Below are 21,218 nucleotides of genomic sequence, written 5' to 3' on the forward strand. Positions count from 1 at the left end.
GCGACCGTCAGCCTCCGGCGGTGACCGTGGTGGCGGTGACCGTGCCGTCGGCCGCCGGGCCGCCCTGCACGGTGACGCTCTGCCCGGCCTTGAGCGCGGTCAGTTTGCTGGCCTCGGCGACGCGGACCGCGGTGTCGTCGGTGGTTCGGACGGTGACCACGGTGCCGTCGGCGGTCTCCAGGTAGAGCGTTCCGCCGTCGACCAGCTTCACTTTTCCGCTGGTGGCGGCCGGTGCGGTCGTCCCACCGGGGGCGCCCGCGCCGTTCTGGCCACGCCCGGCGGCGCCGGGGAAGGCGGTGGGGAAACCGCCCGGGAAACCGGCTCTGCCCGACCCGGCGGTGCTCGACGGCTCGCCCCAGCGCTGCTGCACGTGCACCCCGCCCAGGAAACCGGCCAGCACCAGCACCAGGACGCCGAGCACCGGAGTGGCGCGGTTCCACCAGCGCCGCGGCGCCGCCGCGGCGAGCGCGCCAGTCAGGCCGCGATCCGGGGCCCCCGCCGATGAGGGCTCCTGCGGGTGGTCGTCGACCCGGTCGAAGATGACGGTGTCGCTGCTGTCCATGTCGTGTCCTCGCATGTCGGCCTACTCGTAGCGCAGGGCGTCGATGGGGCGCAGCCGGGCCGCCCGGGCCGCGGGCAGGCCACCGAAGAACAGGCCGATCGCCACCGAGACGCCGAGGGCCAGCCCCACCGAGCTGGGCACGATCACCGGGTGGACGCCGACGATGGTGAACTGGGCGCCGATCAGCGCCGCCGCCACCCCGAGCGCCCCACCGAGGAGGCTCAGCATGGTCGCCTCCACCAGGAACTGGGTCAGCACGGTACGTCGGCTGGCACCGAGCGCCTTGCGGATGCCGATCTCGCGGGTCCGCTCGGTCACCGTGACCAGCATGATGTTGGTGATGCCGATGCCGCCGACCAGCAGGCTGATCGCGGCCACCGCCCCCAGCAGCACCGTGAACGTGTCGGCCGTCTCGGACTGGGTCTGCAGGAGCTGCGCGGCGTTTTGGATCCGGTACGGGACGCTGCCCGAGGTGGACGTCGGCAGGCGCTGGGCGAGCACCGTGGAGACCTGCCCCTGCGCCGCCGACACCCGGCCCGCATCGGTCGCCTCCACCAGGATCGAGTTGAGCGGCCCGTACCCGGTGAGCACCTCGCGTACCGCCCGCAGGGGGGCGATCACGGTGTCGTTGGCGTCCTGGAAGCCGGTGGAGGACTTCGCCGCCAGCACCCCGACCACGGTGAACAGCGCGCCGCCCACGGTGACCTGCCGGCCCACCGGATCCCTGCCCGCGAACAGTTCGTCGGCCACGGTGCGGCCGAGTACGACCACCCGCCGGCCCTGCGCCTCGTCGTCGGCGCTGAAGGCGGCGCCGCTGTCCACCGGCGAATTGGCGGCGGCAAACCAGCTCGGCCGGGTGCCGACGAACTGCGGCACCTCGTGATCGGCCCCCTCGAAGGTGAGGGTGGTACTGGTGGTTACCAGCGGGGAGACCGACCGTACGTCGGGCGCGAGCACCGGGTCGGCGAGCGCGTCGGCGACCTCGAGGGTCAGCCCGCCACCGCTTCCGCCCCGGTTGGCGCCGGTCACCGTCAGCGTGTTGGTGCCCAGGGCCTCGATCCGATTCGTGATCACCTGAGCGGAGCCGTTGCCGACCGCGACCAGCAGGATCACCGCGGCGACCCCGATCAGGATGCCCAGCATGGTCAGCGCGGAGCGCAGCTTGTTGGCGGCCACCCCGCGCAGCGCGAACCGGACGATCTCGGCGAGGTTCATCGCCCCACCGCCGCGGAGTGCCGTCCGCCCTGCCGGACGTCCGAGCGGACCTGCCCGTCGAGCAGCCGGATCAGCCGCCCGGCCCGGGCGCCCACCTCCGGCTCGTGGGTGATCAGCACGATGGTCCGGCCCGCTGCGTTGAGCTGGTCGAAGACCGCCAGGATGTCCTCGGTGGAGCGGCTGTCCAGGTTGCCGGTCGGCTCGTCGGCGAGCACCAACGCCGGCTCGGTGACCAACGCCCTGGCCACCGCGACCCGCTGCTGCTGGCCGCCGGAGAGCTGGTTGGGCTGGTGGCCGGCCCGGTCGGCCAGCCCCACGGCGTCCAGCGCGGCGAGCGCCCGCCGCCGCCGCTGGCCGGCCCGCACCCCGGCGTACGCCAGCGGCAGCTCGACGTTGGCCAACGCGGTGGTCCGCGGGATCAGGTTGAACGCCTGGAAGACGAAACCGATGAGCCGGTTACGGACCAGGGCGAGTTGGCGGTCGGCGAGCCGGCCGACGTCCACCCCGTCCAGCAGGTACTGCCCGTCCGAGGGCACGTCGAGGCAGCCGAGGATGTTCATCAGGGTGGACTTGCCGGAGCCGGAGGAGCCCATGATCGCCACATAGTCACCGGCCGCGACGGTCAGCGAGATCCCCCGCAGGGCATGCACCGCCGCCGGGCCCTCGCCGTACACCTTGGTCAGCGCACGAACGTCCAGGACCGGTGGTCGTGCGTTTCCCGGCGTCATCAGCGGGTCCCGTTCCCGCCTCGGGCACCGCCGCCGGTGAGGCCGCCGCCGCCCGGGAAACCACCGCCGCCCGGCAGGCCGCCCCGGGCGGGCAGACCGCCACCGGTGCTGCCCGTGCTGGCGCCCTGCGGCAGGACCACCCGGTCTCCCTCGGTCAGCCCGGCGGTGACCTCGTACGCCTGGTCGCCGGCAAGACCCACGGTGACCCGCCGGCTCTCCTGCCCGGTCTCGGTGAGCACCGTGACGGTGTGCCGATCGCCGGTGCCGGAGACCGCGGCCGAGTTGACCAGCAGGACGTCCTTGGCGGTCCCGGTGATCACGCTGACCCGCACGGTCTGCCCCGGTTTGGCGCCGGCCGGCAGCGTGGTCACGCTGACCGTGACCCCGTAGGTGACCACGTTGTTGGTGGTGGTGGCCTGCGGATCGACCGCGACCACCGCGCCGGCGGCCTGGGCGCTCTGCAACGCGTTCCACGTGATGGTGGCCGCCTGCCCGTCCTTGAGCTTGGTCGCGTCCGCCTCGGCGAAGCCGGCCGTGACCTGGAGCTTCGTCAGGTCGGCCAGCTCGACGAACCCGCCGCTGGAGGTGGAACCCGAGCTGCTGGAGGTGGAGCCGCCCTGCTGCCCGCCGGAGGAGCCTCCGTTCGCACCGGCGGCCGAGCCGTTACCCGCGGACCCGCCGGCCGAGCTGCCGACGGTGCCGTTGACCGCGACCACCGTGCCGGCCATCGGCGCGGTCAGGCGGGTACCGCTCACCCCGGCCTGCGCCTCGTCCACCGCCAGCTCGGCCTGGGCGACCGAGTTCTCCGCCGACGAAGTGTCCGAACCGCCCTCCTCGGCGCGGTCCAGGGCATCCCGCGCGGCGGTCAGGTTCGCCTTCGCCACGTCGAGGTCGCGTTGCGCGGCAGCCGGATCGACGGTGGCCAGCAGTTGGCCCTTCTTCACCACGTCGCCGACCCGCACCGAGATCGCGGTGACGGTCCCGGCGGTGGCGAAGCTGGCGCTGGCCGTCGACGCGCTGCGCACCGAGCCGTCGGCGGTGACGGTGGCGGTCACCGTGCCCCGGGAGACACTGACGGTCCGGGTGCCGGTGGGCCGGCCGGCCTGCGCCGAGTCGCCGCGCACGGACAGCCAGGCCCAGCAGCCGCCGCCGGCCAGCAGCAGGACCAGGACGGCGTTGACCGCGACGGGAGGCCGACGCAGGACGGCCGGCAGGCGCACTCGCATGCCGGTCAGCCTCGCCGGCACGCCTGGGAGGATCTTCGACGCAAGCTCAGAGCTGGCTCGGAATCGGCGCCGCCGGGTCGTCGTCCGGCGACGTCGACCGCGGAGGTACGGCGGGCAGCAGCACCCGGAAGGTCGTCCCCACGCCAGCGGAGGTCTCCAACTCGATCCAGCCGCCGTGCGCGTGCACGATCGACGCGGCGATGGACAACCCCAGCCCGGAGCCACCCCCGCTGCCCCGGCCCCGGCTCTCCTCGACGCGGTACAGCCGCTCGAAGACCCGGCCGGCATGCTCGGCGGGAATTCCCGGCCCGTCGTCGTGCACCTCCAGCACGGCGAGCCCGTCGGCGGTCACGGTCGGCACCGGGCCGGACCGGACCACCGACCCGGCCGGCGCGGTGGGCAGCCAACCGATCCGGACGGTCACCCCCGCCGCCGCAGGGGTGTGCTGCACGGCGTTGCCGACCAGGTTCGCGGCGACCTGCCGCAGCCGGTGCTCGTCGCCGAGCACGGTCGGCGTCTCGAAGGTCGGGTCGTGCTCAGCTAGGGTGCTCAGCCGGATCGGCCGACCGGGCGTACGGGCGTGCGTGTCCCGGATGGTGTCGGCGGCGATCTCCAGCAGATCCACCGGACGCAACGTGGGCGTACGCTGCCGGTCCAGTCGGGCCAGCAGCAGCAGATCCTCCACCAGCACGCCCATCCGGGCCGCCTCACTCTCGATCCGGCCCATCGTCTCGTCCAGCGCGGGGCCGGCCGGGGTACCGCCGCGCCGGTACAGCTCGGCGAAGCCGCGGATCGAGGTCAGCGGCGTCCGTAGCTCGTGCGAGGCGTCCGCGACGAACTGGCGCAGCCGGCGTTCGGTCGCCGCGCGGGCGCTCATCTCGGTGCCTATCCGGTCCAGCATCAGGTTCACCGCGGCACCCAGCCGGCCCGGCTCGGTGTGCGGGTCGGTGTCGTCCACCCGGTGCACGAGGTCACCGCCGGTGATGCCGGCGACGACCCGCTCCATCCGCGTCAGTGGGCGCAACCCGAGACGGACCACCGAGGCGGCCAGCAGCCCGAGGCCGAGCAGCACCCCGCCGGTGACCGCGACGTCGATGAGCAGCAACCGGTCGGCCGTCTCGGTCGCCTCGGCCAGGGACGCCCCGACCACCACCACCGCGCCGGTCCCCCCGGCCGGCACGGCGTACAGCCGCCAGTCCGCGCCGCCGTCGCCCCCGGGGACGGTGTACGGGCGACCGGCGCGGGCGCGGGCCGTCACCTCGGTCAGCGGGCCCGGGTCAGGCGCGGCCTCGCTGGGGGTGCTGCTGTGCTCGGCGTCGCGGGTGCCGTCGGCCCGGTAGTAGAGGAACAGCTGGTCCGGCCCGAGCCGGGCGAGCCGGCCGGGCGGTGCGCCGGGTGGCCCGTTGCCCGGCCAGGTCCCCGCCGATTCCGCCGGAGCGGTCGACGCGGTGGACGGCGTCGGGGCGGGCGCGGCCAACGGGTGGGTGGTGGCCAGGGCCGGGCGGGGCCCGCCGGTGAACGGGCGGACCTGCGCGGCGAGCTGCTCGTCCACGCGGTCCAACAGGTAGCTGCGTAGCAGCATCAGGCCGGCCGTGTTCGCCCCGATCAGCGCCAGCGTGGCGAGCGCCCCGACGACCAGGACCAGCCGGGACCGCAGTGTCCAGTGCGACCACGGACGCATCCGGGGCAGCCGGCTCACTCGTCGCCGCGCGGCAGACGCAGGGTGTAACCCACCCCTCGTACCGTGTGGATCAGCGGCGGACCGGACCGGTCCACCTTGCGCCGCAGGTAGTAGACGTACGACTCGACGATCCGGCCGTCGCCACCGAAGTCGTAGTTCCAGACCCGGTCCAGGATCTGCGCCTTGCTGACCACTCGACCGGCGTTGAGCAGCAGATAGCGCAGCAGCCGGAACTCGGTGGGCGACAGGTCGACCGGTCGGCCGCCGCGGCGTACCTCGTGGGCGTCCTCGTCCAACTCCAGGTCCGTGTATCGCAGCAACCGGCTGTCCGAGGTCGCGGGCGGTTCCGAGCGGGTACGCCGCAGGATCGCCCTGATCCGCAGCACCACCTCCTCCAGGCTGAACGGCTTGGCCACGTAGTCGTCCGCACCGGCCACCAGGCCGGCAACACGATCCTCGACGGTGTCCCGGGCGGTCAGGAACAGCACCGGCACCGGCCGGCCCGCGGCCCGCAGACGCCGAGCCACCTCGAAGCCGTCCAGGTCGGGCAACATCACGTCCAGGATGACCAGGTCCGGGGCGAACTCCTCCACGGCGGTCAGCGCGGCCCGCCCGGATCCCGCCACCCGCACGTCGTACGCGACCAACCGCAAGGTGGCGGCCAGCAGGGTGGAGATGTTCGGCTCGTCGTCGACCACCAGCAGGCGGGCGGCGGCGGGTTCGCCCTCGGCGGTCGGGGTGGGGCCGGCCGTGGGCGGCCGGAGGATGTCGGTGTGCACGGGAACTGAGTACCGGACCAGCCTCCACGCGAACTGTGCCGAACCTGTGCGTGGGCTGTTACCAGGAGCGCAGCACCAGCTCACCGGCGGCGAGCCCGGAGGTGATCTCGGAATACTGGTTGCCGCGCAGTCCCAGGGTGACGGCGCGGGCCGGCCCACCGTCGGCCGGCAGAACGGTGCCGGTGCGGTCGGGGCCGTCGTGCACGGCGGTGGACGGCACGCGCAGCACGTCCGGCACGGCACCGGTCCGCACCGTCACGGCAGCGCTCTGACCGACCAGCAGGTTCTCCGGTGCGGCGGTGAAGGACAGCACCACGCCGTAGCGGACCATCGTGCCGTCGACCGCGCCGACCGGGTCGACCTGCACCACTGTCGCCGGGAACGTCTGCCCCGGCCGGTCGGCCAGGGACAGCGTCGCGCTCTGCCCCATCGCGAGCGCCCCGGCGTCGGCCTCCGGGAACTTCGCCGACACCTGCATGGAGTACGTGTCGGCCAGGGTGATGAAGGCGGCTCCACGCGTGACCTGGCTGCCCACCGACCCGGCGATGGAGAGCACGGTGCCGGCGATCGGCGCGGTGATGGTGGCGCCGGCGACTGCTTGCCGCGCCGCGCTGAGGGTGGCCTCGGCCTGGTTGACCCGGCGTTGGGCGGTCAGGATCTGATCCGTACCCCCGGTGGTGTTTCCGGGGTCCGCGCCGCAGCGCGGGCCGCTCTGCCCGGGAGCGGTCGGCGTTCGGGGAGCGCTGGGGACGCCGGTGACGCTCGGCGCGGGCCGGCCAGGCGTGCGGGTCGGCGTGGCGGAGCTTGCGGTGGGTCGGGGCGTCGGGCTGTCGCTGGCGGTGGGCGTGCCGGTGGACGGCGTCGCGCTGGCCTGCGGAGAGCGCCACGCAACCGGCCGCACCCCGGCGCCGGCCGGGCAACTCACCACCGGATCCTCGTCGAGGGTGTCCCGGGCCTTCGTCAGGGCGGCGCGGGCCTCGGCCAGGTCGTCCTCGGCGTCCTGGACGGCATCCGCCGCCCCGGCGGCATCAGCGTCGGCGATCGCGGCGAGCCGCTGACCTACCTTGACCACGCTGCCCGGCCGAACGCCGATCGTCTGCACGGTGCCCGCGACGGTGAAGCCGAGGCTGCGGGTGGTGGCCGGCTGGACGGTGCCCGAGGTGGCCACCTCGACCGCGACGGGCCCCCGGTCGACAGCCACGGTCACCGGCCGGGCCGGCGCGTAACCGGCGTCCGCGGACCAGACACGCGCCCCGGCCACGCCGAGCAGCAGCACGACAACGGCACCGGCCGCCCACCACCGGGCCTGCCGGGTACGCCAGCGTCGCTTCAGGCCGATCCCCATGGTCGAGCAGTCTGCGCACCGCGCCTCGCCATCGGCTCGACCCCACCTCAGAGTTGGCTCGGAGCCGGGAACAGCAGCGCCGCTCGCCCGCCGCTCCGAGGGAACTCCGAGCCGGGTCTGAGCCGTCGACGAGGTTCGACCGGTTCGCTGAGCAGGTCCCGGAGAAGGCCTGAGGAGTCACTGTGCCGTTGACTGCAAGATACCGCCGGCTCGCGGCCGTACTGACCACCACCGCCACGGCCGTTCTGCTGCTGGCGGCCTGCGGTGGAGGATCGGACGACAACGACACGTCGAGCGCCTCGGGTGGGGCGGGGAACGCCTTCGCCGCGTACCAGGACTGCCTGCGGGACAACGGCGTGACGCTGCCGACGATGGACCCGTCCCGCGCCCCGGGCCGCGCGCGCGGCACCGCCCGCCCGTCCGGCTTCCCGACCGCCCGCCCGTCCGGCTTTCCCACCGCCCGCCCGTCCGGCTTTCCCACCGCCCGCCCGTCGGGCAGCGCGGACCCGTCGCGCGGACCGGGGCGGGGCTTTCCGGGCGGCGGGGGCTTCCCGGGCGGCGGCCGGCCGGAGGGGGTCGACGAGCAGACCTGGCAGAAGGCACAGCAGACCTGCGCGTCGGTCCGGCCCACCGGCCGGCCGAACGGCTTCGGCGGCCCGAACGCGTCCGGCGCGCCGGACGGCCGACCGGGCGGGTCGGGCGCGCCGGACGGCCGACCCGGCGGATCGGGCGATGGTCGGGCCACCGCGTACCGCACCTGCCTGAGCAATCGCGGCCTGGATCCGGACCGGCTCGACAGCGGCGACGCGAAGACCCGCGAGGCGGTGACCGCCTGCGCGGTGCTCAGCCCGTCCCCGACGCCCTGACCCTCGCGGCCACGCTTCCACCTCGTTCACCGTGTCGGGTGCTCGGCCGTCCAGCCAATGTTCAGCTTGGTCGCATCGCGCGTCCAGCCTGCTGGGGCACGCTGAGCCGGCGAGCCACCGGAGGTGTCCGGTGTGCCGACGGAAGAGGTGACCAGGATGTACGACGGGCAGGAGTTCCTCCGCGACAACCGCTGGTGCCTGAGCCGGCGCGGGTTGCTGACCGGAGTGGGCGCCCTCGGCGCCGCCGGACTGCTCAGCGCCTGCGGTGCCGGCGACAGCCCGACCGACAGCCAGGCGGCCGCCGCGCCCGGCACCGTGCTGGCCCGTGCCGGAGATGTCCCGGTCGGCGGCGGCACCGTCACCGCCGGTGTGCTGGTCGTCCAGCCCGAGGCGGGCACCTTCAGGGCGTACGACGCGACCTGCCCCCACCAGGGCGTCCGGGTCGGCGCACCCCGCGACGGGGTCGTCACCTGCCCCGCGCACAACTCCACCTTCTCGCCCAGCGACGGCGCTCGCCTGGGCGGCCCCGCCACAAAGGGCCTAACCGAAATCCCCGTCCGGCTCGACGGCGACAACATCACCCGAGCCTGACCCGCCCCGCCCCGCCCCCGCCCCGCCCCCTCCCCCGCGATCTTGCAGTTTCGGTCGTCGTTCTGTATCGATTTGCCGCCTTCGCACCGGCAGAAAGTGCAAGATCGCGGGGGCCGGCGGGGTTAGTTTTCGGCGAAGCGGTAGAGGACGAAGTCCTTTTCTGCGCCGCAGGCGATCACGTGGGTGTTCCACGAGCAGGACTCGCTGCGAACGTCCTTCAGCTCGCCCAACTCGTCGACCTCACCGGACTCGGCCCACACTCCGGCCAGCACACGGTTGTCCGCGACGACGCTGGGCGCCTTGGCGAAGACCAGCAGGTTGCCCTCGTCCAGCCGGACCGCCACGCCACCACGGTCGCGCAGCACCGGTTTGCCGGCGGCGTCGTAGAGGGTGGCCTTCGGGTCCGGACTCTCCCGCTGGGCGAGCACCTGCTCACCCAACGGAACCAGGTCGGTCACGCCCGGCGCCGACCAGGTGATCGTACGTTCGCCCTCGCTGGCCGCCACCACCTCGGTGCGCTGGACGTCGTTGTTCGGCACCTGCAACAGGCAGGCCCGCCGCTCGCCGCAGGCCACCAGTTCCGTCGGGCGGTACTCGTCGTTGCCGGAGCGGTGGAGCACCACCGGTTCCGCGTCGGACTCCAGGTCGTACGACAGCAACTGGTAGCCGCCCTCGTTGGCGGCCACGTACAGGCGGTCCTCGTGTGCGACCACCAGGTCGTCGAGGTCGGCGACGCTGCCCCACGTGCGCAACACGGTGCCGTTCGCCATGTCGAGCAGCCGCACCGACCGGTCCGCACCGATCTGGACGAGTCGCCGCCCCTTGCTCGTCCACGGGTTGCGGGGCGTGCCGTCGAGGAAGGCCGGGCCGCCCGCCGCCGCATCGGTGCCCACCGGCCGGACCACGGTACGGCCGCCGTCGTACTGGTCGCGGGGGTTCGGCTCGGTCCACTTCGTCGAGCCGTCGCTCAGGCGCAGGCCGACCAGTCGGGCCTCGGCCCGGTCCACCAGCACCGCCGTGTCATCGGCGAAGTAGACGGTGTCATCGCCACGGACCGCGCGCTGCCACCGCTGCGCGCCCGAACCACCGTCGAGGACGGCCAGCGGGCGGAGGGTGCTGTCGCCCGGCGCGTCGGCGAGGACCGCGACCGCCCCGGGGACAGCGATGATCGCCTCCCAGTCGTCGGCGCGCACGTCGGTCGCCTTGCGCCACAGCTCGCCGCCGGTGCCGGCGTCGACCGCCACCACCTCCAGACGGTCGTCCGGTAGGGGGTACCCGAGGTAGGCCCGGTCGCCGAGCACCGCCGTCCACATGCCGGCCGGGCGCTCCGCGCCGGCCGCCGGCCGGGACAGCTCACGCAGCCCCCGGAACTCCAGATCCGGGTAGCGGTCACGGGTGAGGTAGAGCGTCGCCGCGGTAGCCACCCCGACCAGGGCCACCACCGCGCCGAGCACCACCCAGCGTGCCCGTCGCCAGCGACCCGCCCCCGCCGTCGAGGGAGGGCCCGCCCAGCCCGGCCCGGGTGGGTCCGCCGGCGGGCTCGACCCCGGCCAAGGCCGCGACGGTACGGTCGACGGGGTCGCCCCTGGCCAGGGCTGTGCCGGCACGGTCGGCGCAGCCCCATCCGGCACGGTCGGCGCAGCCCCATCCGGCACGGTCGGTGCAGGTCCGGCCGGCACGGTCGGCGCAGGCCCAGCCGGAACCGTCGGCGCTGTCGGCGCAGCCCCGGACGGCGCAGTCGCGGCAGCCCCAGCCCGCACGGGCGGCTCGGCCGCCGCGGGCGGGGCGGGCGGACTCACGGGGGCCGGTGCGGGTGGGGCGATGTGCGGTCCGGCGTACGCCGGTGCGGGCAGCGGTCGGCGCAGCGGCAGGTCGGTCAGCGCACCCTCGGCCACCGGCAGCTCCGGCTGGTCCAGCACGGTCGGCGCGACTCCCAGTTCGGCGTGCAGCATCCGGGCCACCAGCGGAATCCGCGACGAGCCGCCGACGAGGAACAGCCCGGCGAGTTGGTCGGGGCTGAGCCCGGCCGCCGCGATCACCTCCCGGGCGCGGTCCACCGCGCGGCGCAGCAGCGGTGTGGCCACCCGCTCGACGTCAGCCCGGGTCAGTCGGACAGCTTCGGCGACCCCCGGCACCGCGACCGGGGCCACAGTGGACCGGGACAGGGTCTCCTTCGCACCTCGTACCTCGTCCCAGAGCCGCACCTGGTCGCGGCGCTGCGCCGGGTCCGCCGGTCGGATCAGCCGGGCCCACTGCGCGGCGTGCCGGTCACCGACCAGCTCGCCAACCCGCTGCACCAGCGCGGCGTCGAGATCCAGGCCGCCCAGGTCGGGCAACCCACCGTCGGCGACCACGGTGAAGCCGGAGTCACCCCAGGGGTCCGCGCCCTCGTTGCGTAGCACCGCGACGTCGAGCGTTCCGCCACCGAAGTCGAAGACCGCGATCGAGTCGCCGACCGGCACCGGGCGGTGCAGCACCTGGGCGTAGTAGCGGGCGGCGGCCACCGGCTCCCGCAGTAGTCGGGTGCCCGGCGGCGTCGGCCCGGCGAGGGTGTGCTCGGCCGCCTGCGGCCAGCCCGCCTGCAGCAACGCGTCGGCGAGCACCTGCCGCCGCGTGGCGTCCCACGCGGCCGGGCAGGTCAGCACGGCCGGGGGCAGGAAACCCACGGTGCCCACCGCGGCCCGCGCGACCGCCGCCAGCACGGCGGCGAGCAGATCCGAGGGCGGGTACGAACGATCGCCGAGCTGCACGGTCGGCTCGTCCACCCGACGCTTCGGGTTCGCCTCGAACCGCGCCGGGTCCGCCTGCGCCAACCGTCGGGCGTCCCAGCCGGTGTGCAGGGTGCCGTCCGGGTCGGCGTACACGGCCGACGGGCTGACCGGCTGACCGTCCATCAGCAGCGGACGGGTCCGCCCGTCCGGCCAGCGCAACACGGCGACGGTGTTGGACGTACCGAGGTCGACGCCGAGGGCGAAACCCTCGTGCTGGCCTGCCATCTACCCGATACCTCCGCCGTGACGAGGGGAACTCGACCCCGCATCGTACGCAGGCCACGCCGCCCTGCTGATCACTCGGTCAGGGCGCGGGCGGTGACGCGCGCTCAGTGGGCGGAACGGGCGCCGACGACCTCGCCCTCACTGGTCTCCCCGGTCGGTCGGAACCCGAGCTTCAGGTAGAACTGCTCCGGGCCGTCCGCGCCCGGTTCCCATGTCGTGTAGACGCGCTCGTGCCCGCGTCGGCGAGCCTCGTCCCGGACGGCCTGCACCGCGAAACGGCCGTACCCCCGGCCCTGATGCTCGGCGGCGATGTTCAGCCGCCACAGACCCGAGCGCAGGTCGTCGGGTCGGTCCGGGTGCCACACGATGTCGAAGAAGCCCATCAGGAAGCCGACGATGTCGTCACCCTCGACGATCAGTCGTGGCCACGCGATCTCGGGCTGCGCGTACGCCTCGGCGAGGGACCAGGCAACCGGAGACGAGAACTTCTCCTGGTCCGGCCGCACATTCACCCGGCACGCGGCCTCGACGTTCTCCGGGGTGATCTTCACCAGGCGTGGCATGCCGGCCACACTATAAGGAGCACACGACCATGTCCGTCACGCTCACCGATCAGGACGGGTTCACCCTGCGTGCCGCCGCCTACGGCGCCGTGACGCTGATGTCCGCCGCCGATCTCGCCGGCGAGCCCCGCAAGGCTGCCACCGGCGGCTCCATTGCCCTAGCCTCCGCTGGTCGGGCACGTGCTCGCCAAGTATCCCAAGGACGTGAAGCTCTGGCGGACATGATTCGCAAGATCACCGCAGCCCTCGACGCCGCATAGGGAAATGTCACGGGGGTTGTGTCCAGACCCCCGTGGCGTGGCGGCGTACGGGGTTTCGGCGATTCGACCGGACAGCTTGCTGGCGATGTTGGGCTATCAATCACCCGAGCTTCGTCCATTGCCCTTGGGAGATCACCTCGACGGAGCCGTCAACGACCTTGATGGCCGTCTGTTCGTCGATCGCATAGGCCGGAACGCCGATCCCAACGGCCCACCGCTGCGCGTCAGCCATGGTGTTCGTGGGGAAGTGGTTGAGGTGCGGGAAGATCGAGAAATCGGTGACTCCCAGGGTGCGGTCGTCCGGCGCGGACGGCCACTCGACGAAGTAGTCTCCGACCCGGGGCGTCATCACCATGCTTCCGGCGCTCACTCCCACCCAGACCTTGTCGGACAGCGAAGGCAGCAGGTCGGCCAACCCGGACTCGCGCATCCAGTGGCACAGGTACGTCGCGTCGCCGCCGTCGACAAGGAGCACATCGGCCTCCCGGACCCAGGGGATCCATCGCTCCGCGCCGATGGTGGGCAGCGCGGTGAGTTCGAGGACACCGAGCGACGCCCACCCCAGGCCGGACATGTACTGCCGGTCGGGCTTGGGCGCGGCGGCGACGAAGTCCCGCACCGATGTCGGACCGCACATCGGGTGACCCCACTGTGCAGTCGGGACGCAGAGAGCGTGGCACTCGTCGATCGGCTTGCCGAGCATCTGCACGAGCGCTGAGTGGATGCTGGGATTCGTGACACCACCCGACGTGAGCAAGAGCTTCACAGTGCCTCCTAATTCACGCGTAGGGGCAGATTCCCAAGATGAGGGAACAATCTGGGACCGATCGTAATTCGGGTCCCCTCTGTTGGAGGTCCGAGGTTCCTGCGGGCCCGGTCGTAGCGCGTGGTGGTTCGCGGGTCGGCGTGGCGGGCGGCGATCTGCACGTCGCGCAGGCTGACGCTCCTGATCGACTCCATATCGGCGATATCGCGGCATCCGGGCGGCTGGACACCGCAATGTCGGCGATATGGAGTGGATCATGCGGGGACCGTGCCGCGCCGCGCCGCTCCCGGACGGCCCGTCGGGGACGGCGACCCGGAGGGGTGGCCCGACCCGGTTCACCACCGGTCGGGCGGCACCAGGGTGCGGTGGACCGCCGCGACCTGCCGGGCGAACCGACTCTCGGGCACCTCGACCGCCACCGCGAGCGCGTCGGGCCACTCGTCGACGTCGCGCAGCACCGGCAGCGGTGCGGTGCGCAGCCCTCGCAGGGTCAACGCCTCCCAGGTGTCCTGGCCGGTGTCGTGCGTCGACATCCGCACCGCCCGCAGCACAATCGCGTGCCGGGGGTCGCGCAGGCCCAGCGCCCACCAGCCTCCGTCGTGCGCCCGGCCGAGAACCGCGTCGGCGGTACGCAGCCGACGGACCGCGGCGGCCAGCCGGGTCGGGGTCACCTGTGGGGTGTCCATCCCGATCTGCAGCACCGGCCGGCCCGGATACGCGGCCGCCACGTCGGCGTACGCGTTGGCGAGCCGGTCGCCAAGGCCCGCGCCCCGCTGCGCGAACACCGGCCAGCCGATCAGCGCGGCGGTCAACTCGGCGAAGTCCTCGGCCTCGGTCAGCTGGCCCGCGCAGGCCAGCACGGGGGTCACCCCGGGGGTCGCGCGGACCGCGTCGAGGGTGTCGCGCAGCGCCGCGGCGGCGATCCGGGCCGCCTGCGCGGCGGTGGCCGGTGGACAGAGGCGGGTCTTCACCGCTCCGGCGACCGGCGCTTTGGCGACCACCAGCAGGACGGTCACCGGGGACCATCCACGGTACGCAGCACGCCGGCGAAGTCGCGGGTGGCGCGCAGGGTGCCCCGGACCGAGCCGGACACCTTGGAACGGGTGCCGGCGGCCCGGGGCGCGTACGTGACGTCCAGTTCGTGGATCCGCCAACCGGCGGCGGCCGCGCGGATCAGCAGTTCGAGCGGGTAGCCGAAGGCCCGGTCGGCAACGCCGAGGTCCAGCAACGCGGCGCGGCGGGCCACCCGGATCGGGCTGAGGTCCCGCAGCGGTACGCCCCGACGGCGCAGCAACGCCGCCACCAGCGCTGTGCCGGCGCGGGCATGCCATGGCCACACCCCGGCCCCGACCGGCCGTCGCCGGCCCACGCTGAGATCCGCCGTGCCATCCAGCACCGGCGCTACCAGGGCCGGCAGTTCGGCGGGGTCGAATGAGCCGTCGGCGTCGAGGACGCAGACCAGCTCGCCGTCAGCAGCCTCCAGCCCAGCGTGCACCGCCGCGCCGTAGCCACGGCGGGGCTCGTGGACCACCCGGGCACCGTGCCGGGCCGCGACCTCGGGCGAGCCGTCCCGGGACCCGTTGTCCACCACGATGGCCCGGTAGCCGGGCGGCAGAGCGGTGAGTACGCCGGGCAGGGCCGCCGCCTCGTCCAGGCAGGGCAGCACCACGTCGATCTGAGTCGGCATATCGCCGACGCTAGGGCGGCACCGGGGTGGCGGAGGCCGGAATGTGCTTACCGAACCCCTGCCACCTGCGCATTTCTTACCGTCCGATGACGGGCCGACGGTTCCGCTCCGCAGGGGCCGGTGGCCGCCGTACCGTCCGGTGGTCATGACCTCGACCACCGCTCCCCCCGCCACCTCCGGACGGACGCCGATCCGCCGCTCTTCCGGCGACCTGCTGGTGCTGGGCGTGGAGGTGGCGCTGGTCGCGGTGGCCGTGCTGGTGGGCGCGCTGCTCAACGCGCGCGGCGCCGGCCTGCACGCCGACACCGCCCCGCTCTATGCGACCTGGCGACCGCACCTCGGCTGGGGCAGCCCCGCCGCGCTGCTGGTCGCGGTCGCGGTGGTGGGCTGGGGGGCGCGGTGGGCCATTACCGCTCGGTGGGGCCTTCTGCTGATCTCCGCGTGGCTGGCAGCCGTGGCGTGGACGTTGTCGTTGGCCCTGGTGGACGGCTGGACGGCGGGACTGACCCGGCGGCTCACCGCTCAGGGCGAGTATCCGCGCGAGGTCCCGGGGGTCACCGACATCCCGGCGATGCTGGCCGGGTTCACCGATCGGATCCTGGACTTCCAGCCGGACGCCTGGTCCACCCACACCGCGGGGCATCCGCCGGGCGCACTGTTGATCTTCGTCTGGCTGGACCGGGTCGGCCTGGGTGGGGGTGCCGCCGCGGGGTTGGCCTGTGTGCTGGTTGGGGCCACGGTCGCGGTGTCGGTGCCGGTGACCCTGCGGGCGCTCGGCGCGGCCGACGCGGCCCGCGCGGTCATCCCGTTCCTCGTGCTGCTGCCCGGCGCGGTGTGGGTGGGCGCCTCCGCGGACGGGATCTTCGCCGGCGTGGTCGCCGCAGGCCTGGCCCTGCTGGCGGTACGCGGCCGGGCCGTCGCCGCGGTCGGCGGCGCGCTGCTCGGCTTCGCGCTGCACCTGTCGTACGGATTCCTGCTGGTCGGCGTGTTGGCGTTGGCCGTGCTGGCGCTGCGCCGCACCCACCGGTGGGGCGCGCTGCTCGCCGCGTGCGCCGGGGCGGCTGCCGTGACGGGGGTCTTCGTCGCCGCCGGTTTCCAGTGGTGGGTCGGCTACCAACTGGTGGTCGAGCGGTACTACCAGGGCTGGGCGGCCGACCGGCCGTACCGATACTGGGTGTGGGCCAATCTGGCCGCGCTCCTGCTCAGCGCCGGGCCGGTGCTCGGGCCGGCGCTGCGCCGGGCGCTCGTCGCCGCAGCACGGCGACCCCCGGCGCTCGGACTGCCCGCGACGGTGGGCCGGTGGCGGGCCAGCCGCCGACTGGGCCAGCTGGCAGCGGTACGCGCGGCCGGCCCGACGGTGCTGCTGCCGCTGGCCGCCGCGCTGGCGGTGCTCGGCGCGGACCTGTCCGGACTGAGCAAGGCCGAGGTGGAGCGGATCTGGCTGCCGTTCGTCGTGTGGCTGCTGGTGGCCACCGCCTGGTTGCCGGCGGGGTCGCGGCGCTGGTGGCTGGCTGCGCAGGCGGCCACCGCGCTGGCGGTGAACCACCTGCTCTGGACGGTGTCCTAGCCGCCACAGCGCCTTCCGGGCGGTCAGCCGGCCACGGCCGCTGGTTCGCGCAGCGGGTCGGTGGCGAAGCCGGCCACGCCCTCGGCGAAGCCGACCCGGGCGGTGTAGCCGAGCAGGTCGGCGGCTCGGCGCGGGTCGGCCACCACGTGCCGCACGTCGGCCGCCCGGGCACCGCCGACCACCTGCGGGGCCGGCCCGCCCATCGCCTCGGCCAGGGTCACCGCCAACTCCCCGACGGTGTGCGGCTCGCCCGAGCAGACGTTCACCGGCATCAGCGTGGCCGGCGACGCGGTGCTGGTCAGGGCCAGCAGGTTGGCGCGCGCCACATCGCTGACGTGCACGAAGTCACGCCGTTGCCGGCCGTCCTCCAACACCCGGGGGGCCGCACCGGCGGCCAGCGCGGACCGGAAGATCGACGCTACCCCGGCGTACGGGGTGTCGCGGGGCATGCGGGGGCCGTAGACGTTGTGGTAGCGCAGCGCCCAGACCGCGCCACCGGTCTGCCGGGCCCACGCCGCGGCCAGGTGTTCCTGGGCGAGCTTGCTCGCCGCGTACGTGCTGCGGGGCTCAAGTGGGGCGTCCTCGGGCACGAGTGCCGGGTCGAGGCCGAGGCCGCAGCGCGGGCAGGTCGGGTCGTACCGGCCGGCGGCCACATCCTCGGGCCGCCGGGGCGCGGGACGCACCGTGCCGTGGCCGGGGCAGGTGTAGCGCCCCTCGCCGTAGACCACCATCGAGCTGGCCAGCACCAGCCGACCGATCCGGGCCCGGTGCAGCGCTGCCAGCAGCACCGCCGTGCCGTAGTCGTTGTGCGTCACGTAGTCGGGCGCGTCCGACGGGTCCATGCCGTGCCCGACCATCGCCGCCTGGTGGCAGACCGCGTCCACCCCGGTCAGCAACCGGTCCAACAGTGGGCCGTCGCGGACGTCGCCGCGTACCACGTCGTGCCGCCGCGACCAGGCGGGCAGTTCCCCGCCGTGCGCCTGCGGCAGCAGCGCGTCCAGCGCCACCACCTCGTGCCCCTGCTCGACGAGCAGGTCGACGACCTGCGATCCGATGAACCCGGCCGCGCCGGTGACCAGTACCCGCATTCCCGTCACGGTAGGGCGGTGCGGATGCCCGGCGGGCCGGTTCGGGTGACCCGTGAGGAGTTCACAACCTGGCAGCCCGGTAAGCGTTCGGTAATGCGGCAAACCCGTCCGGGCCGTACCCGCGCGGTCTAGCCTGCCGGCAGTGCACCCGTCGCCGGCCCACGGCGGCGAGGAAGGAGCCGCGGTGTCCCCGAGCAGATCCGGTCGACGCGACGGCGGGTGGAAACCGCCCGGGGTGGACACGGTCGAGCGAAGCTGGCGCAGCCCGCTGCGCGGGCCCTGGCTCACCGCCGTCTACGGGTCGGTGCTGCTGGTCGCACTGCCCCTGGTCATCATCACCGGGCTGCTCGACTACGCCGCCTACGGCCCCCGGTTCGACCAGGCGCTCCCGACGAACGTGGGCTGGTTGCGGCTACCCACCTTCGACTGGCCGACCCGGCCGTCCTGGCTGTTCCGGGTCACCCAGGGCCTGCACGTGACGCTCGGGATCGTCCTCATCCCGGTGGTGCTGGGCAAACTCTGGTCGGTGATCCCGAAGCTGTTCACCTGGCCGCCGGTCCGGTCACCGGCCCAGGTGTTGGAGCGGCTCACCCTCCTGTTGCTGGTCGGCGGGATCCTGTTCCAGATCGCCACCGGCCTGCTGAACATCCAGTACTCGTACATCTTCGGCTTCGACTTCTACACCGCCCACTACTTCGGGGCCTGGGTCTTCACCGGTGCGTTCGTGGCGCACGTGGTCATCAAGTTTCCCCGGCTGGTGACCGCACTGCGGTCGCGCCCGCTCGGCGCGGAGCTGCGTACCCCGCGTACGGCGACCCGACCCGAGCCGCCCGACCCGGACGGCCTGGTCGCCGCCGACCCCGGGTCGGCGACCCTCAGCCGACGCGGCGCGGTCGGTCTCGTCGGTGGTGGTGCGCTGCTGCTGGGTGCGCTGACCATCGGGCAGAGCCTGGACGGCCCGCTGCGCCACACCGCGCTGCTGCTGCCTCGGGGACGGCAGCCCGGCCCCGGGCCGAACGGCTTCCCGGTCAACCGCACCGTCGCGGCCGCCGGCGTACGCCCCGAGCAGACCGGTGCCGGCTGGCGGCTGACCCTGCGCGGCGGTGGACGGACGGTGACCCTGGACCGACCCGGGCTGCTGGCCATGGCGCAGCACACCGCCGCGCTGCCGATCGCCTGCGTGGAGGGCTGGTCGACCCGGCAGACCTGGACTGGGGTGCGGCTACGTGACCTGGCCGTGCTCGCCGGGGTGGCCGACCCGGCCAGCGCGCGGGTGTCGTCGCTGGAGCAGGCCGGGCTGTTCCGGACGGCGGTGCTCGCGTCCAACCAGGTCGTCGACCCGGACGCGCTGCTCGCCCTGCGGGTCAACGGCGTCGACCTCTCCCCCGACCACGGCTACCCGGCCCGGGTCATCGTGCCGGCCCTACCCGGGGTGCACTGCACGAAGTGGGTCGCCGAGATCGACTTTCGGGGGCGTGCCGATGACTGACCGGCTGCGCGCCGGCTACGGCGCCGCGCCCTGGCATCTCGTCGTGGTGACGGCGGCCATCGTGCTCGCCGGCTGGGTGGCGCTGCGGCTGGCCGGGGAGGCGACGTTCGGTCGGATGCTGCTCTGGTTCGTCGGCGCGGCCATCGCCCACGACCTGGTGCTCTTCCCGGTGTACGCGAGCGCCGACCGTGTGCTGCGTCGGCTGGTGCGCGGCCGGGTCGCACTGCTCAACCACCTGCGAGTCCCCGCGCTCGGCACGGCCCTGCTGTTCGTCGTCTACTCCCCCGGCATCCTCCGCCTCGGCGAGGCCACCCACCAGGCGGCCACCGGCCAGGACCAGCGGCCCTACCTGGCCCGCTGGCTCTTCCTCAGCGCGGCCCTGTTCCTCCTCAGCGCAGTGACCTACCTCCTGCGCCGCCGCCGGTTTCGGTGAAGCGGTCGGAGAGGGCGTAGCGGAGGAGCACCACGTCGCCGATCTGGCGGGCCTCGGCCAGCCGGGCGCGGTGGCCCGGGTGCCACGGGAAGTTTCCCTCGCCGACGAACCGGGGCGCCCGGCCGTCGCCGACGAAGAACGGGGCGACCACCAGGTGCAGCTCGTCGGCGAGACCGGCGGCGAGGAACTGGGCGTGCACCGTCCCGCCGCCCTCCACCATCAACCGCCCTACGCCTCGCCCGGCCAGGTCGGCCAGCAGCCAACCCGGGTCGACCGGGTCGCCCGCGTCGACCACGGTGGCCTGTCGGCCGATGCGTTCCTGGGTCTTCTCCAGCGCGCCCGTGGCGCAGTAGACGAGTCGGGCCGCGTCACCGGCGGTGAAGAACCGGGCGGTCGGGTCGAGGTCACCGCGGGCGGTCAGGGTGACCTTGGTGGGCGAGGCGGGTCGGCCACACGCCACCCGCTCGGCGCGCCGCCTCGCGGAGCGGACCAGCAACCGGGGATCGTCACGGCGGACGGTGCCGGCACCGACCAGGATCGCGTCGCAGCTGGCCCGGACCGCGTCGACCCGGTCGAGGTCGTCCGCATTGGACAACATCAACCGTTGGTCGGAGGCGTCGTCGATGTACCCGTCGATCGAGGTGGCGCAACTCAGCAGCACGTACGGCCGCGTCGAGCAGCTCATTGGGAGACGGGCCGCTCAGGAGTACGCGCCGCGAGCGCCTCCGCTGCTTCGGTCTCCGCCGCCTTGGCCGCCTTCGCCGCCAGGTAGCCGGCGTTCGCCGGGGAGAGGAAGACGCTGGTGGGCACCCGTTCGGCGACCTCCAGACCGAGGCGGGTCAACTGCTCCGCCTTGTCCGGGTTGCTGCTCAGCAGTCGAATCCGCGGCACGCCCAGCGTGGCCAGCATCTGCGCGGCGGCGGTGTAGTCCCGCTCGTCCTCGCCCCGACCCAGCGCGACGTTGGCCTGGTAGGTGTCCAGCCCGGCGTCCTGCAGCGCGTACGCGTCGAGCTTGGCGTACAGGCCGATGCCGCGGCCCTCCTGCCGCAGGTACAGCAGGAAACCGCCGAACTCGGCGATCCGTTGCACCGCCTCGCGCAACTGCGGCCCGCAGTCGCAGCGTTGGCTGCCGAACACGTCGCCGGTCAGGCACTCGCTGTGCGGGCGGACCAGCGGCGGCTCGCCGCCGGCGGCGAGCCGATCCAGCGCGCCCGCCCAGTCACCCAGGCCGAGGGCGAGGTGCTCCCGACCGTCGACCAGACCCTTGAACGAGAACACCCGGACGGTCGTGGCGTAACCGTCGGGGAAGGACAGTGGCACCGTGACCTGCGTACGGATCGTGGCGACCGGCAATGCTTCGGGCATGGGACTCCTTC

The 21,218-nt window shown here is 73.9% G+C and carries 21 protein-coding genes; 6 read left to right on the forward strand and 15 right to left on the reverse strand.

Features of this window, described 5'->3' with window-relative positions:
• Positions 1-7 precede the first annotated feature (7 nt).
• The 7 genes from HNR20_RS00745 to HNR20_RS00775 form a co-directional block, all read right to left on the reverse strand.
• Complete coding sequence (locus tag HNR20_RS00745; protein ID WP_184175439.1) at positions 8-562, reverse strand: hypothetical protein; 555 nt, start codon at positions 560-562, stop codon at positions 8-10.
• Between the two features lie 21 nt (positions 563-583).
• Entirely contained in the window at positions 584-1,777 is a 1,194-nt protein-coding gene (locus tag HNR20_RS00750) for an ABC transporter permease (protein WP_184175441.1), read from the reverse strand.
• A complete protein-coding gene (locus HNR20_RS00755; protein WP_184175443.1) occupies positions 1,774-2,505 on the reverse strand; it encodes an ABC transporter ATP-binding protein in 732 nt (243 codons plus the stop codon). The genes HNR20_RS00750 and HNR20_RS00755 overlap by 4 nt, the downstream gene beginning before the upstream one ends.
• Positions 2,505-3,731: an efflux RND transporter periplasmic adaptor subunit gene (locus HNR20_RS00760; protein ID WP_184175445.1), complete on the reverse strand. Its 1,227-nt coding sequence runs from the start codon at positions 3,729-3,731 to the stop codon at positions 2,505-2,507. Before HNR20_RS00760 ends, HNR20_RS00755 begins: the two co-directional genes overlap by 1 nt.
• A gap of 46 nt (positions 3,732-3,777) precedes the next feature.
• On the reverse strand, positions 3,778-5,412 hold the full coding sequence (locus tag HNR20_RS00765) for a sensor histidine kinase (protein WP_184175448.1): 1,635 nt from the start codon (positions 5,410-5,412) through the stop codon (positions 3,778-3,780).
• Positions 5,413-5,426: 14 nt separating this feature from the next.
• Entirely contained in the window at positions 5,427-6,179 is a 753-nt protein-coding gene (locus HNR20_RS00770) for a response regulator transcription factor (protein ID WP_184187782.1), read from the reverse strand.
• Positions 6,180-6,249: 70 nt separating this feature from the next.
• Positions 6,250-7,536 carry an efflux RND transporter periplasmic adaptor subunit gene (locus tag HNR20_RS00775; protein WP_184175450.1) on the reverse strand — a complete coding sequence of 429 codons (1,287 nt, stop codon included), beginning with the start codon at positions 7,534-7,536 and terminating at the stop codon, positions 6,250-6,252.
• Positions 7,537-7,724: 188 nt separating this feature from the next.
• Between HNR20_RS00775 and HNR20_RS00780 the strand changes: the two genes are divergently transcribed.
• Together HNR20_RS00780 and HNR20_RS00785 are read left to right on the forward strand one after the other, a co-directional pair.
• Positions 7,725-8,402, forward strand: coding sequence for a hypothetical protein (locus HNR20_RS00780; RefSeq protein ID WP_221309653.1), 678 nt, complete (start codon positions 7,725-7,727; stop codon positions 8,400-8,402).
• Between the two features lie 132 nt (positions 8,403-8,534).
• The gene (locus tag HNR20_RS00785; protein WP_229687400.1) at positions 8,535-8,993 is read left to right on the forward strand and encodes a Rieske (2Fe-2S) protein; all 459 of its coding nucleotides are present in this window, start codon (positions 8,535-8,537) and stop codon (positions 8,991-8,993) included.
• Positions 8,994-9,115: 122 nt separating this feature from the next.
• On the opposite strand, the gene HNR20_RS32565 is transcribed toward HNR20_RS00785, so the two are convergent.
• Positions 9,116-11,989, reverse strand: a complete 2,874-nt coding sequence (locus HNR20_RS32565; RefSeq protein WP_184175454.1) for an Hsp70 family protein — start codon at positions 11,987-11,989, stop codon at positions 9,116-9,118.
• Positions 11,990-12,093: 104 nt separating this feature from the next.
• Entirely contained in the window at positions 12,094-12,552 is a 459-nt protein-coding gene (locus HNR20_RS00795; RefSeq protein ID WP_184175457.1) for a GNAT family N-acetyltransferase, read from the reverse strand.
• Between the two features lie 29 nt (positions 12,553-12,581).
• Here HNR20_RS00795 and HNR20_RS00800 point away from each other — a divergent pair, with 29 nt between their 5' ends.
• Positions 12,582-12,812, forward strand: coding sequence for a hypothetical protein (locus HNR20_RS00800; protein ID WP_184189369.1), 231 nt, complete (start codon positions 12,582-12,584; stop codon positions 12,810-12,812).
• Between the two features lie 100 nt (positions 12,813-12,912).
• On the opposite strand, the gene HNR20_RS00805 is transcribed toward HNR20_RS00800, so the two are convergent.
• The 3 genes from HNR20_RS00805 to HNR20_RS00815 all read right to left on the reverse strand — a co-directional run bounded on the left by HNR20_RS00805 (position 12,913) and on the right by HNR20_RS00815 (position 15,265).
• Positions 12,913-13,578 carry a Type 1 glutamine amidotransferase-like domain-containing protein gene (locus tag HNR20_RS00805; protein ID WP_184175459.1) on the reverse strand — a complete coding sequence of 222 codons (666 nt, stop codon included), beginning with the start codon at positions 13,576-13,578 and terminating at the stop codon, positions 12,913-12,915.
• 335 nt (positions 13,579-13,913) lie between these two features.
• Positions 13,914-14,594, reverse strand: coding sequence for a TIGR04282 family arsenosugar biosynthesis glycosyltransferase (locus HNR20_RS00810; protein WP_184175461.1), 681 nt, complete (start codon positions 14,592-14,594; stop codon positions 13,914-13,916).
• Positions 14,591-15,265 carry a glycosyltransferase family 2 protein gene (locus HNR20_RS00815; protein WP_184175463.1) on the reverse strand — a complete coding sequence of 225 codons (675 nt, stop codon included), beginning with the start codon at positions 15,263-15,265 and terminating at the stop codon, positions 14,591-14,593. The genes HNR20_RS00810 and HNR20_RS00815 overlap by 4 nt, the downstream gene beginning before the upstream one ends.
• A gap of 145 nt (positions 15,266-15,410) precedes the next feature.
• On the opposite strand from HNR20_RS00815, the gene HNR20_RS00820 reads away from it, so the two are divergent.
• Positions 15,411-16,832: a hypothetical protein gene (locus HNR20_RS00820; protein ID WP_184175465.1), complete on the forward strand. Its 1,422-nt coding sequence runs from the start codon at positions 15,411-15,413 to the stop codon at positions 16,830-16,832.
• Between the two features lie 23 nt (positions 16,833-16,855).
• On the opposite strand, the gene HNR20_RS00825 is transcribed toward HNR20_RS00820, so the two are convergent.
• Positions 16,856-17,920 carry an NAD-dependent epimerase/dehydratase family protein gene (locus tag HNR20_RS00825; protein ID WP_184175467.1) on the reverse strand — a complete coding sequence of 355 codons (1,065 nt, stop codon included), beginning with the start codon at positions 17,918-17,920 and terminating at the stop codon, positions 16,856-16,858.
• Between the two features lie 184 nt (positions 17,921-18,104).
• Here HNR20_RS00825 and HNR20_RS00830 point away from each other — a divergent pair, with 184 nt between their 5' ends.
• Positions 18,105-19,409: a molybdopterin-dependent oxidoreductase gene (locus tag HNR20_RS00830; protein ID WP_308425483.1), complete on the forward strand. Its 1,305-nt coding sequence runs from the start codon at positions 18,105-18,107 to the stop codon at positions 19,407-19,409.
• Positions 19,402-19,842 carry a hypothetical protein gene (locus tag HNR20_RS00835; protein WP_184175469.1) on the forward strand — a complete coding sequence of 147 codons (441 nt, stop codon included), beginning with the start codon at positions 19,402-19,404 and terminating at the stop codon, positions 19,840-19,842. The genes HNR20_RS00830 and HNR20_RS00835 overlap by 8 nt, the downstream gene beginning before the upstream one ends.
• On the opposite strand, the gene HNR20_RS00840 is transcribed toward HNR20_RS00835, so the two are convergent.
• Both HNR20_RS00840 and HNR20_RS00845 read right to left on the reverse strand, forming a co-directional pair.
• The gene (locus tag HNR20_RS00840) at positions 19,799-20,527 is read right to left on the reverse strand and encodes a RibD family protein (protein ID WP_184175472.1); all 729 of its coding nucleotides are present in this window, start codon (positions 20,525-20,527) and stop codon (positions 19,799-19,801) included. The two genes, HNR20_RS00835 and HNR20_RS00840, sit on opposite strands and share 44 nt — an antisense overlap.
• Positions 20,524-21,207: a GTP cyclohydrolase II gene (locus HNR20_RS00845; RefSeq protein WP_184175474.1), complete on the reverse strand. Its 684-nt coding sequence runs from the start codon at positions 21,205-21,207 to the stop codon at positions 20,524-20,526. The genes HNR20_RS00840 and HNR20_RS00845 overlap by 4 nt, the downstream gene beginning before the upstream one ends.
• Positions 21,208-21,218: the final 11 nt, after the last annotated feature.

The organism is Micromonospora parathelypteridis, assembly GCF_014201145.1.
In the GTDB taxonomy this organism is placed as follows: Bacteria; Actinomycetota; Actinomycetes; order Mycobacteriales; family Micromonosporaceae; genus Micromonospora; species Micromonospora parathelypteridis.

Excerpts from the sequence above, each read along its gene's own strand:
- HNR20_RS00745 (WP_184175439.1), bottom strand. The coding sequence starts at position 562 with ATGGACAGCAGCGACACCGTCATCTTCGACCGGGTCGACGACCACCCG.
- HNR20_RS00750 (WP_184175441.1), bottom strand. The coding sequence starts at position 1,777 with ATGAACCTCGCCGAGATCGTCCGGTTCGCGCTGCGCGGGGTGGCCGCC.
- HNR20_RS00755 (WP_184175443.1), bottom strand. The coding sequence starts at position 2,505 with ATGACGCCGGGAAACGCACGACCACCGGTCCTGGACGTTCGTGCGCTG.
- HNR20_RS00760 (WP_184175445.1), bottom strand. The coding sequence starts at position 3,731 with ATGCGAGTGCGCCTGCCGGCCGTCCTGCGTCGGCCTCCCGTCGCGGTC.
- HNR20_RS00765 (WP_184175448.1), bottom strand. The coding sequence starts at position 5,412 with ATGCGTCCGTGGTCGCACTGGACACTGCGGTCCCGGCTGGTCCTGGTC.
- HNR20_RS00775 (WP_184175450.1), bottom strand. The coding sequence starts at position 7,536 with ATGGGGATCGGCCTGAAGCGACGCTGGCGTACCCGGCAGGCCCGGTGG.
- HNR20_RS32565 (WP_184175454.1), bottom strand. The coding sequence starts at position 11,989 with ATGGCAGGCCAGCACGAGGGTTTCGCCCTCGGCGTCGACCTCGGTACG.
- HNR20_RS00795 (WP_184175457.1), bottom strand. The coding sequence starts at position 12,552 with ATGCCACGCCTGGTGAAGATCACCCCGGAGAACGTCGAGGCCGCGTGC.
- HNR20_RS00800 (WP_184189369.1), top strand. The coding sequence starts at position 12,582 with ATGTCCGTCACGCTCACCGATCAGGACGGGTTCACCCTGCGTGCCGCC.
- HNR20_RS00815 (WP_184175463.1), bottom strand. The coding sequence starts at position 15,265 with ATGCCGACTCAGATCGACGTGGTGCTGCCCTGCCTGGACGAGGCGGCG.
- HNR20_RS00820 (WP_184175465.1), top strand. The coding sequence starts at position 15,411 with ATGACCTCGACCACCGCTCCCCCCGCCACCTCCGGACGGACGCCGATC.
- HNR20_RS00825 (WP_184175467.1), bottom strand. The coding sequence starts at position 17,920 with ATGCGGGTACTGGTCACCGGCGCGGCCGGGTTCATCGGATCGCAGGTC.
- HNR20_RS00835 (WP_184175469.1), top strand. The coding sequence starts at position 19,402 with ATGACTGACCGGCTGCGCGCCGGCTACGGCGCCGCGCCCTGGCATCTC.
- HNR20_RS00840 (WP_184175472.1), bottom strand. The coding sequence starts at position 20,527 with ATGAGCTGCTCGACGCGGCCGTACGTGCTGCTGAGTTGCGCCACCTCG.
- HNR20_RS00845 (WP_184175474.1), bottom strand. The coding sequence starts at position 21,207 with ATGCCCGAAGCATTGCCGGTCGCCACGATCCGTACGCAGGTCACGGTG.